The organism is Streptomyces sp. B8-7 (genome assembly GCF_058833805.1).
Map to the genome: position 1 here is coordinate 74,478 of NZ_JBYRRL010000002.1, position 11,898 is coordinate 86,375.

Consider the following 11,898-nt stretch of genomic DNA (forward strand, 5'->3'; position numbering starts at 1 on the left):
CGGCAGCGCCGGCGACACCGAGGGCACCGGGGGAGCGCACCGTACCGGTCGGTGCCGTGACGGGAGAGCCGACCGGCGCGCCCCCGGCCGGCGGCGCCGGGATCGACACCGAACGCCTGGCACGACTGCTCGGGAATCCCGGCGCGGCCTGGCTGCTGGAACGGGTGCGTGAACGCCTCGCCCACGGGCGGCCGCTGTCCGGCACGGTCAGCCTGGCGCGGCCCGACGACGTCCAGCGCCGGGCCGCGGAACACCTGCTGGGGCGCGCCCCGGGTGCCGGCCGCTCACTGACGGTCCGCCTCGACGCCGTGGACGTGGTCCTGCGCCGCTCGGGTGTCAGCCCGGACGGGCTGGAGGCCGCCGTGCTCGCCCTCACCGGGCCCGTCCAACTCCGGTCCCGGACGCGCGAGAGGGAGGAGCGAGCCTGGGCGGAGGCTCTGGCACCGCTCGACCGCCTGGGCCCCGAACTGGCCGACTGGTCCGGACACCTGCGCGGCAGCGGCCTCGTCCGCAGGCTCGCGCGGACGCCGGAGGCCGCCGCGCCCCTGGTGACCGCCGCGGTGCAGGCGCTGCGCGAACTGCCCGCGGACCCGCCGATGCCGCGGGCGGCCTTCGCGGCACGCCACCTCTCCGGCGCCCACGCGCTGGACGAGGGAACCCCGCTGGCCGGCCTCGTACTGTCCGGCCTGCGTGTCCTGACCGGCTTCCCCGAGGGCGACGGCGCCGAGTGGCGGCGGGCCGCCTGGGCGGCGGGAGGCCTGCTCCGGGACGACGTCTCGTCCACCGTGCTGACCCTCAACCTGCGGGGCACACCGGCCCTCGACTGGATGGCCGGGACGGGCGAGCCCGCGGTCCTGACCCTGCGCTCGCTCACCCGCCGCGACCGCCCCGGCGTCACCGCCGCCGGCGGCACCGTCCACGTCTGCGAGAACCCGGCCGTCCTGTCCGCCGCCGCCGACTCCCTCGGCTCGTCCTGCCCGCCCATGGTGTGCCTTCAGGGGCAGCCCTCGGCCGCCGCACTCACCCTGCTGCGCGACCTCTCCGCGCGAGGAGCGCGGATCCGCTACCACGGCGACTTCGACTGGGGCGGGATACGGATCGCCACCGTCCTGGGCCGCGGCGTCCCCTGGCACCCCTGGCGGTACGCGGCTCCCGACTACCGGGCGGCCGCAGCCGGGCTGAGCCACCCCCAGCGTCTGACCGGTGCCCCCGTCCCGACGCCGTGGGACCCGGCCCTGGCCGCCGCCCTCACCGAACACGGCGTCCGCGTGGAGGAGGAGGCGGTCCTTGACAACCTCCTCCGGGACCTGGCGGAACAGGCCCGGTGAGCCACGCCCCGCCCCCAAGAGGAGCTACGGCGTTCGCTGTTCAGCCCCGGGACCGGTCGGCCTCTCCCCCCAGGAAGGCGGCGAAAGCGCTCCACTGCTCCAGGGAGAACGCCAGCACCGCCCGTGCTCGCACCTTGGAGTCCCGGACATGGACGGTGCCCGCGGAGCAGGCCACCTCCACGCAGTCGCCTCCTCCCGACCCGCTGTAGCTGCTCTTGCGCCAAGTGAGGTGCGCTTCGCCGTGGCCGGGGTCCCGATCGACGTTCATGCTGCGGCCTCTCCTGCCAGTCTCCCGAGCAATCGCGCGGACTCCTCCGGAGTCAGCGCCTGCGAGCGCAGCTTGCCATACCGCAGGTTGAACGCGCTGACCTGGGCGGGGTCGGCCACAACAGACCCTACCTCCTGTGTTTCGACGTATCCGATCTGACGGTGTTCCGCCGTCTCAAGCACCACGAAGCCACCGTTGAGACCCGGATGGAAGCCGTGGGCACCGGGCATGACCTGGACGCTCACATTGCGCCGCTCCGCCAGCAGCCCCAGGTGGCGAAGCTGATCGCGCATGACGCCATCCGCTCCGATGGGATTGGTGAGTGCGGCTTCGCCGATCACGAACGACAACTCGACGACGGGCCTGCGGGTCAGCAGTTGCTGTCGGTTCAGACGAGCTTCGGTATGGAGCTCGATCACCTCGTCATCCAGCGCTGGGCAGTGTGCACTGAACAAGGAACGGGCGTACGCCTCGGTCTGCAGGAGCCCGGGAACGAGGAGTGGGTCGTACGAGAAGCGACTGACTGCGTCGACCTCGATGGAGGCGAAGTCCTGGAAGAACTGCGGCAACTTCGCCCGGTCGACATCCTCCTGGAGGACCCTCAGTGCCCCGCCTGCCTCCAGCACCCGCTCCGCGGCATCCGTGAAGGCGGCCTTGGCCGGGCGGCGGCCCCGCTCGACCGAGGCCACCTGCTCCAGTGAGTAGCCGATGGCGTCGGCCAGCGCCTGCTGGGTGAGCCCGGCCCGTTCGCGGAAGAGGCGGACCAGCTTGCCGTACGCCACCCACACCGACGGGTGCTCCCGATCCGCCCTGCGCCGCCCGGCCGCCCGGCACGTACTCTCCTGGCTCCCGCTCATCACGCCCCCTGCCTGGCACGGTTCCTCGTCCGTCGGTAACGAGCGGTCCGCCGCCCCGGTACCGGCCAAAGACCCGTACCGGTTCCGTACCGACCCGTACCGCGCCCGTACCACGGCATCAGGTACGTGCGCCCGACCTGGTCAGGCTATACGCGTGACGGGATCGTCACACCATGGAGTCGACGGAAGTCGTCGCGGAACCACCCACGCGCGTCCCCCAGTTCACCATCCGCCTCAGCGCCGGCAGACGCGGCGCGCGCCTCGCCCGGCGTTTCGTGGCGCAGCAACCGGAGGCCTGGGCAGTCCCCTACGGCACCGAGGCGCCGGACGCCGCCTGCGTCGTGACGGCGGAGCCGGCGGCCAACGCCCTCACGCACGGGCGCCCGCGTCCTCGGACCTCCGTCCGCGGCTGCGTGCGTCGACGTCGCGGAGCAGCGCGCTCGGCAACTCGTCCTGGGCCAGGGGTCGTACCCGGCCCGGGTCGGCGTCCCACCCGACTCGGCGGGTGCCGCGAGGGCCCTTCGTACGGCGGCTGCCGCGGGGCCGGGCCCGCGGGCCGGGACGGGTCAGGCGGTGGCTCCGACGGCGTTGAGGAAGGTGCGGAACTTCGCCGCGGTCTCGGCGGTCTCGGCCTCCGGGTCGGACGCCGCGACCACGCCGGCGCCCGCGTACAGGCGCAGGGCCCGCTCCTCGGCCTCGGCGCAGCGCAGCGTGATCACCCACTCGCCGTTGCCGTCGGCGTCGCCCCAGCCGACCATGCCGGTGTAGAAGCCGCGGTCGAAGGGCTCGGACTCGCGGATCACCTCGCGGGCCAGGCCGGTCGGGGTGCCGCAGACCGCCGGGGTGGGGTGCAGCGCGCAGGCGACCTCAAGGGCCGAGGTCGCGGGGCGGGCGAGGGTACCCGTGACCGTGGTGGACAGGTGCCACATGGTGGCGGTGCGGATCAGCGAGGGCTGGGCGGGCACGTCGATGCCGGAGCAGAAGGGGGCCATCGCCTGGTGCACGGCGTCGACGACCACCGCGTGCTCGTGCCGGTCCTTCGCCGACTCCAGCAGGGCGGCGGCGCGCCGTACGTCCTCGGCGAGGTCGTCGCTGCGCGGGGTGGAGCCGGCCAGCGGGTTGGACACCAGCCGGTCGCCGTGGCGGGAGACCAGCAGTTCCGGGCTGGCGCCGAGCAGGGTCCGGCCGTAGGCGGTGGGCAGCGCGAAGGTGTAGCCGGTGGCGTCCGCGCGGGCCAGGCGCTGGAGCATGCCCCGTATGTCCACCTCGCCGGACTCGGCGGTCAGCTCCAGGGTGCGGGCCAGCACCACCTTGCTGAACTCGCCCTGCCACATGCGGTCCACGGCCGTGGTGACGCTCTTGCCGTACACCTCGGGCTCGGGTTCCGGGCGCACTCTCCAGGCGGTGGGCGCGGCCGGCCGTGCGGCGGGCAGCGCGACCAGCGGGTCGGCGGCGAGGGCCGGCCCGCTGCGGGCGGCCTCCGGTACGACGAGGGCGGCCGGGGCGGACTGGTCGAAGGGGATGGCGCCGATCACGACGGGCGCGGCCGCACGCCGGGAGCGCACCTCGCGGAGGGTGGCCGCGACGCGCTCGGAGACCGGTTCGGGGCCGTGCGGCACCTCGTCCAGGGTGCCGTGGGCGAGCAGCGTACGGGTGGGGGTGGCCAGGAAGCGGTCGCCGGGGCGGTAGGCGTCCAGCAGGGCGGTCGCGGCGCCCACCGGGAACGGGGGCGCGGAACCGGCGTCCCCGGCGGCTCCGGACGGGGCCGGGACGGCGGGTGTGCGGGGTGCGGCGGAGGCCGTGGACGTCGTGGACCCCGAGGGCGTGGCGGAGGCCGTCGCGGGCGTTGCGGACTGACGGACTGTCGGCATGAGGGGCTCCAGGGGGAGTGGGTCGGTGAGGCGGTGTCGCCGGGTTCGGGTTGCGGGCGGGCGTGCGATGGATCGCCGTGCCGGGGTGCGGGACGCGGGGTGCCGTGCGCGGGGTGCGGGCGCCGGGTGGTGACACGGCCGGGTGGTGGGGCGCCCGCCGCGGACGACGGGCGCCCCGGGCCGGTCAGCTGCCGTCCGCGGCGGCCCGCAGCGCCTTGTCGAGCAGCGGACCGATCTCCTCCAGGGCGTGGGGGGACATCAGCTCGTCGTGGGAGCAGTCCAGGACGTGCTCGGTGAGGGCGCCGTCGAGGTACGGCGGCCACACGACGCCCGGGGCGTCCCCGTCGGGCGTGGAGCGCGCGGCGGTGAAGAACAGCACCTCGCCCCGGAAGCGGCGGGTGCGGCTGCGGGACAGCAGGCGCACGCAGTGCACGTTGGTGTCCACCACCGCGTGCAGCAGCGACTCGTCGAAGCCGGCGAGCAGGCCCCGGCTGTCCCGGATCGCCCGGACCGCCTCGGCCCGGTCCGTCACCCGGCCGGCCTCGCCGTCGAGGCCGGCCACCGACAGCAGGAAGCCGCCCTCCTCGCGCTCCAGCCGCTGCCGGAACTCCGCCGATCCGGCGTACGACCAGTCCTCGCGCTCCGGCGGGTAGGCGTCCAGCAGCGCCAGGAACGCCACCTCCTCGCCGCGTTCCTGGAGCAGCGCGGCCAGCGTCTGCGCCACCGTGCCGCCGAAGGAGTAGCCGGCGAAGTGGTACGGCCCCTCGGGCTGCACGGCGCGGATCTCCGCCAGGTACGACTCGCACAGCGCGGCCACGTCGGCGGCCTCGGGCAGCGGCCCGGACAGTCCCGGCGACTGCACGCCGTACACCGGCCGGTCCGGATCGAGGTGGCGCAGCAGACCGGTGTACTGCCAGGCGAATCCGGACGCCGGGTGGAAGCAGAACAGCGGCGGCCGGCCGCCCTTCTCCCGCAGCGGCAGCAGCACCCGCAGCGCGTCCCGGCGGGCGTCGGTGCCGATCCGGGCGGCCACCTGGGCCACCGTCGGCGCCGTCATCACCGTGCCGACCTGCACCGGCACGCCCAGCTCGGCGCGGATCCGGCCAGCCAGCCGCATCGCCAGCAGCGAATGCCCGCCCAGATCGAAGAAGTTGTCCTCCACGCCGACCCGCTCCAGCCCCAGCACCTCCGCGAACAGCCGGCACAGCAGCTCCTCGCGGGCGTCCTTGGGCGGCCGGCCGGCCGCCTCCGCGCCGAACGCGGGCACGGGCAGCGCGGCCCGGTCCACCTTGCCGTTCACCGTCAGCGGCAGCGCGTCCAGCGGCACGAACACCGACGGCACCATGAACTCCGGCAGCACCGCCGCCAGCCGGGCACGCAGCGCCTCGGTGCCGCCGGTGCTCCCGGCGTCCCTGATGTTCCCGGTGTCCTCGGCGTTCCCGGCGTTCCCGGCGTTCCCGGCGTTCCCGGCGTTCCCGGTGTCCCCGGCGGCCTCGGCGGCCTCGGCGTTCCCGGTGTCCGGCGCGGCGACGGTGTAGGCCACCAGGCGCTGCACGCCGTTCGGGCCGGTGTGCACCGTGACCGTGGCCGCGGCCACGGCCGGGTCGGCGGTGAGCGCCGACTCGATCTCGCCCGGCTCGATCCGGAAGCCGCGGATCTTCACCTGGTGGTCGGTGCGGCCCAGGTAGTCGATCCGGCCGTCGGCCCGCCACCGCACCAGGTCCCCGGTGCGGTACATCAGCGTGCCGGGCACCCCGAACGGGTCGGCCACGAACCGCTCGGCCGTCAGGTCCGGCCGCCCGAAGTAGCCGCGGGCCAGTCCGGCGCCCGCCAGGTACAGCTCGCCGGGCACCCCGTGCGGCACCGGGCGCAGCGCGCCGTCCAGCACGTAGGCGCGGGTGTTGAAGACGGGCCGGCCCACGCAGGAGGTGGCGCTGTCGGCGGTGTCCGCGCCGAGCGCGTTGATGGTGTACTCCGTCGGCCCGTACAGGTTGTAGCCCATGATGCCGCCGGTGTCCCTCAGCAGGGTCCACAGCGGGTCGGGCACCGCCTCACCGCCGAGCAGGACCAGCGTCGGGCGGTGCCGGCCGGCGTCCAGCAGGCCCGCGTCGACGAGCTGCTGCCCGTACGACGGGGTGACGTTGACGACGTCGATGCCGACCCGGTCGTAGTGCGCGGTGAGGGCCGCCGGGTCCAGCCTCAGCTCCTCGCCGATGACGTGCACCTCGTGCCCGTCGACCAGCCAGAAGAACTCCTCCCACGACATGTCGAAGGCGAACGACACCGTGTGCGCCACCCGCATGCGGCGCCCGCCGGCCAGCTTCACCGCCGGCTCGAAGATCCGCTCCCGGTGGTTGGCCAGCATGTTGACCAGGCCCGCGTACGGCACCACGACGCCCTTGGGGCGGCCGGTGGAGCCGGAGGTGTAGATCAGGTAGGCGGGGTGGCGGCCGTCGCGCGGCGCGGTCAGCTCCGCCTCGGCGACCGGCGCGCCCGAACGGCCCGCCAGCTCGGTGGCGGTGTCCGGCGCGTCCAGCACCAGCCGCGGCACGCCCGCCACCTCGGGCACCCGGCCGGCCACCGGCGAGGAGGTCACCAGGCACAGCGGCACGGCGTCCTCGACCATGGCCGCCAGCCGGTCCACCGGGTGGTCCAGGTCCAGCGGAAGATACGCGGCGCCGGTCTTCAGCACCGCGAACAGCGCGACCACGAAGTCCGCCGAGCGCGGCAGGCCGAGGGCGACCACCCGCTCCGGCCCGGCACCGCGGGCGATCAGGGCCCGGGCCAGCCGGGAGGCCCGCTGGTCGAGCTCCCGGTAGGTCAGCCGCTCCTCCTCGAAGACCAGCGCCGTGGCGTCCGGGGTGTCCGCGGCCTGCCGGGCGAACAGGTCGACCAGGTGGGTGTCCGGCACCGTGCGGCCCAGGTCGTCGCCGAGCGCGAGCAGTTCCGCCCGCTCCTCGGCGGCCAGCGGCCGCAGCCGGCCCACCGGGGTGGCGCCGCCGGCCGCGAACTGCTCCAGCAGCCGGCGCAGCCGGGCGGCCAGCGCCCGCGCGGCCGGGGCGTCGTACAGGTCGGGCCGGTAGGCCACGCTCAGCTCCAGCGACGGGCCCGGGGTGACGGCCAGCGTCAGCGGGTAGTGGGTGCCGTCCACGCTGTGCGTCCAGCCGATGCCGTACCGCTCGACGGCCTCCTCGCGGGCGGCGTCGTCCAGCGGGGTGTTGCGGAACACGTACAGGGTGTCGAAGAGCGTTCCGATCCCGGTGGCCTGCTGGACGGCGCCGAGACCGAGGTGGTGGTGCGGCAGCAGCCCCGCGTGCTCGCGCTGCATCCGCACCAGCAGCTCGCGCAGCGGCTCGCCGGGGCGCAGCGCCACCCGGAACGGCAGCGTGTTCATGAACATGCCGATCATGTGGTCGACGCCGGGCAGGTCCGCGGGGCGGCCGGACACGGTCGCGCCGAACACCACGTCGTCCCGGCCGGTCAGCGCCGACAGCGACAGCGCCCACGCGGCCGACAGCACGGTGTTCAGGGTCACCCCGCAGCCCCGCGCGAACCGCCGCAGCCGTGCGCTGAGTTCCTCGCCCAGCGGCAGGTCCACCACCTCGGCGGTGACCGGCTGCCGCGCCGGGTCGGCCGGAGCGACCAGGGTCGCCTGGTCCAGCCCGGACAGATGCGCCCGCCAGGCCGCCAGCGCCGCCTCCCGGTCGGTGCCCGCCAGCCGGCGCAGGTACTCCCGGTACGGGGTCACCGCAGGCATCGCGTCCAGGTCGCCGCCGTGCCCGTACAGCGCGAACAGCTCCTCGAAGAACAGCGACTCCGACCAGCCGTCGGTGAGGATGTGATGCTGCGTCACACAGAGCATCCAGCGGTCCTCGGCCAGCTTCAGCAGCGTCACCCGCATCAGCGGCGGCGCCGCCAGGTCGAACCGGGTCGCCGCGTCGGCCAGCGAGAACTCCCGCTGAGCGGCCCGCTGCCCCGCCTCGTCGAGGTGGGTGAGGTCCTCCGTGCGCCAGGGCAGCTCCCACTCCTCGGGAACGACCTGCACCGGCTGCGGCAGCCCCTCGTGCCAGAAGCCCGACCGCAGATTGGGGTGGCGGCGCAGCATCGCGTCGAACGCCGCCCGCAGCGCGGCCGTGTCCACGGTGTGCCGCAGCTCGACGAAGTTCTGCATCAGATAGACGTCCAGCGCCCGGTCGTCGTACACGGCGTGGAAGTACAGGCCCTCCTGGAGCGGCGCGAGCGGCAGCACCTCGGCGACGCCCCGGAACGCCGCCCCGACGGCGGCCTTCCCGGCCTCGTCCAGCACCACCAGGGGGCCCTCGGCGGCAGCGGCGGGCGCGTCCGGCGCGTCCGGCGCGTGGTCCGCGGAGCGGGCCGCGGCGGCCAGCCCGGCCGGGGTGCGCTGCTCGAACACGTCGCGCGGGGTGAGGACCAGGCCCTTGCCGCGGGCCAGCGTCACCAGCCGGATGGAGACGATGCTGTCCCCGCCCAGGGCGAAGAAGTCGTCGTCCACACCGGCCGACTCCAGCCCCAGCACCTCGGCGAACACCCGGCAGACAGCCTCCTCGCGGGCGTCGCGCGGTGCCCGGGACCGCGCGGACCCGGCGAGCCGCGGTGCGGGCAGCGCCGCCCGGTCCAGCTTGCCGTTGACCGTCGTCGGCAGCTCGGCCAGCACGACCACCGCGGCCGGCACCAGGTGGTCCGGCAGGACGGCCGCCAGCGACTCCCGCACGGCCACCGGGTCGGCCGTACCCGTCACATAGCCCACCAGGCGCCGCACGCCCGGCGTGTCCTCGCGCACCACGACCGCCGCCGCGGCGACGCCGTCCAGCGCGGTGAGCGCCGACTCCACCTCGCCCGGCTCGATCCGGAAGCCGCGGATCTTCACCTGGTCGTCGGCGCGGCCCAGGTACTCCAGCTCCCCGTCGCCGCGCAGCCGCACCAGGTCGCCCGTGCGGTACATCCGGCCGCCGGGGGCGCCGTAGGGGTCGGCGACGAACCGCTCCGCGGTCAGCCCGTACCGGCCCAGGTAGCCGCGTGCCGTGCCGTGCCCGGACAGGTACAGCTCGCCCGTGGTGCCGGCCGGCACCGGGCGCAGCTCCGCGTCCAGCACGTACGCGGCGGTGTTGCCGATCGGCCGGCCCACCACCGGGGAGGAGGCCGCGGACAGGTCGGCGGCCAGCGCGTCCACCGTGTACTCCGTCGGCCCGTACAGGTTCACCGACGCCACGCCGTCGGCGGCCCGCACCTCGGACCACAGCGCCTCGGGCACCGCCTCACCGCCGAGCAGCAGCAGCGCGGGCCGGTGCCGGCCGGACTCCAGCAGGCCCCAGTCGAGCAGCTGCCGCGCGTAGGTGGGCGTGACGTCCAGGGCGTCCACGCGCCGCTCACGCACATAGCCGACGACGAACTCCGCGTCCCGGCGGCCCACCTCGTCCAGCACGTGCAGTTCGTGCCCGGCGACCAGCCAGAACAGCTGCTCCCAGGAGGTGTCGAAGCTGAACGACGCGGTGTGCAGGGCGCGCAGGGCGCGGCCCCCCTGCGCGGCGGCCACCGGGCCGAGGATCTCGGCGAGGTGGTTGGCGTACAGACTGGCCAGTCCGCCGTGGGTGAGCACCACGCCCTTGGGGCGGCCGGTGGAGCCGGAGGTGTAGATGACGTACGCGGGATGCTCCGGGGACACGTCCGGGGCTGCGTACGGGCTCGGGTGCGGCGTCGTCTGCGTAGCCGTGTGCGTAGCCGTGTCCGTAGCCGTGTCCGGGGCTGCGTACGGCGCCGTCGCCCGGGGCGCACCGTCCGGCCCGGGGGCGGCCGGGGCGCGCGCGGTGTCCGGCGCGTCGAGCAGCAGCCGCGGCGGCCCGCCCGCCTCCGGCAGCAGGCCGGCCGCCCGCGAGGTGGTCAGCACGCACACCGGGGCGGCGTCGCGGAGCATGTGCTCCAGCCGGCCCGCCGGGTGGTCCAGGTCCAGCGGCAGATAGGCGCCGCCCGCCTTCAGCACGGCCAGGATCGCCACCACCGAGTCCGCCGACCGGGGCACCGCCAGCGCCACCACCGACTCCGGGCCCACCCCGTACCGCCCGGCGAGCAGCCCGGCCAGCCGCGCGGCCCGCCCGTCGAGTTCCGCGAACGTCAGCGACTCCTCGCCGGAGACCACCGCGACCGCGTCCGGGGTGCGCGCCGCCTGCTCGGCGAAGCGGTCCGCGACCGTGCCGGCGGGCACCTCGCGCACCGGGCCCCGCCAGCCGTCCCGCAGCCGCCGCAGCTCCGCCTCGGGCAGCAGCCCCAGCCGGCCGACCGGGCTGTCGTCCGCCTCGGTGAGCCGCTCCAGGGCGAGGGCCAGCCGCTCCGCGATCCGCTCCGCACGCCGTGCGCCGACCAGGTCGGGGCGGTACTCCAGGCGCAGCAGGGCCCGTTCCTCCAGCGACACGGCGAGGGTGAGCGGGTAGTGGGTGGCGTCCCGGGCCTCGATGCCCGCCACCCGCGGGCCGTCGCCGGTGCGCCGCCGGGCGTTCGGGTCGACCGGGTAGTTCTCGATGACCACGAGGGTGTCGAACAGCTCCCCGCCGCCCGCCTGCTTCTGGATCGCGCCGAGCCCGAGGTGATGGTGGGCCAGCAGGGCGTTCTGCTCGTCGCGGAAGCGCCGCAGCAGTCCCTCCACGCTCTCCCCGGGGCGCAGCGCCATCCGCACCGGCACCGTCGTGATGAACAGCCCGAGCATCGACTCCACGCCCGCGATCTCGTCCGGGCGTCCCGACACCGTCAGGCCGAACACCACGTCCCGGCGGCCCGTCAGCTGGGCGAGGACCAGGCCCCAGGCGGCCTGGACCAGGGTGCTCGGGGTGGTGCCCAGCCGCCGAGCGGCCGCCGTCAGCGCGGCCGTGGCCCGCTCCGACAGCTCCAGCTCGCGCACGGCGGGCCGCACCGCCGGCCGCGCCGGATCGGCCGGCGCCACCAGGCACGGCTCCTCCAGGGAGGCCAGCGCCTGCCGCCAGGCCGCCTCGGCGGCGGGTCCGTCCTGCCGCCTGAGCCACTTCAGGTACTCCCGGTACGGGCGCACCGGGGGCAGCGCGGAGAGGTCGCCGTCGCTGCCGTACAGCGCGAGCAGGTCGCCCACCAGCAGCGGCATCGACCAGCCGTCGACCAGGATGTGGTGCACGGTGATCACCAGACGGTGGTCGTGCTCGCCGAGGCGGGCCAGCACCAGCCGCAGCAGCGGCGGCCGGTGCAGCTCGAAGCGGCGGGCCAGCTCGGCCCGCTGCAGCCCGGCCAGCGCCTCCGCCCGCTCCCGGCCGTCCGGCAGCCGGGTGCGTTCCACGGCGAGGGACACCTCGGCCGGCACGAACTGCACCGGCTGCGGCACGCCCTCGTGCCAGAACCCGGCCCGCAGGTTGGGGTGGCGGCGCAGCAGCGCGGCGGCGGCCCGCTCCAGCCGGTCCGCGTCGATCTCTCCCGCCAGGGACACCGTCACCTGCACGGTGTAGACGTCGGTGCCGCCGCGGTCGGCGTCGTACACCGAGTGGAACAGCATGCCCTGCTGCAGGGGGGACAGCGGGAGCATGTCCTCGATACGAGCC

At 75.5% G+C, this 11,898-nt stretch carries 5 protein-coding genes; 1 reads left to right on the plus strand and 4 read right to left on the minus strand.

The features are described 5' to 3' along the window. Window positions 1-56 precede the first annotated feature (56 nt). Window positions 57-1,328, plus strand: a complete 1,272-nt coding sequence (locus AC5K6T_RS09430; RefSeq protein WP_493207510.1) for a TIGR02679 family protein — start codon at window positions 57-59, stop codon at window positions 1,326-1,328. A 40-nt stretch (window positions 1,329-1,368) separates the two neighbouring features. Here the strand turns inward: AC5K6T_RS09430 and AC5K6T_RS09435 are convergent, their stop codons facing one another. The 4 genes from AC5K6T_RS09435 to AC5K6T_RS09450 all read right to left on the minus strand — a co-directional run bounded on the left by AC5K6T_RS09435 (window position 1,369) and on the right by AC5K6T_RS09450 (window position 11,882). Continuing rightward, window positions 1,369-1,596 (minus strand): DUF397 domain-containing protein, encoded by a 228-nt coding sequence (locus tag AC5K6T_RS09435; protein ID WP_493207512.1) that lies wholly within the window; start codon window positions 1,594-1,596, stop codon window positions 1,369-1,371. Beyond that, the gene (locus tag AC5K6T_RS09440; RefSeq protein ID WP_493207513.1) at window positions 1,593-2,384 is read right to left on the minus strand and encodes a helix-turn-helix domain-containing protein; all 792 of its coding nucleotides are present in this window, start codon (window positions 2,382-2,384) and stop codon (window positions 1,593-1,595) included. Before AC5K6T_RS09440 ends, AC5K6T_RS09435 begins: the two co-directional genes overlap by 4 nt. A 635-nt stretch (window positions 2,385-3,019) precedes the next feature. Further along, a complete protein-coding gene (locus AC5K6T_RS09445; protein WP_493207514.1) occupies window positions 3,020-4,324 on the minus strand; it encodes an isochorismate synthase in 1,305 nt (434 codons plus the stop codon). A gap of 184 nt (window positions 4,325-4,508) precedes the next feature. Beyond that, window positions 4,509-11,882, minus strand: a complete 7,374-nt coding sequence (locus tag AC5K6T_RS09450; RefSeq protein WP_493209254.1) for an amino acid adenylation domain-containing protein — start codon at window positions 11,880-11,882, stop codon at window positions 4,509-4,511. Window positions 11,883-11,898 lie beyond the last annotated feature (16 nt).

Bases quoted from the DNA above. Each gene is read 5' to 3' on its own strand.
- AC5K6T_RS09435 (WP_493207512.1), bottom strand. From the start codon at position 1,596: ATGAACGTCGATCGGGACCCCGGCCACGGCGAAGCGCACCTCACTTGG.
- AC5K6T_RS09445 (WP_493207514.1), bottom strand. From the start codon at position 4,324: ATGCCGACAGTCCGTCAGTCCGCAACGCCCGCGACGGCCTCCGCCACG.
- AC5K6T_RS09450 (WP_493209254.1), bottom strand. From the start codon at position 11,882: ATGCTCCCGCTGTCCCCCCTGCAGCAGGGCATGCTGTTCCACTCGGTG.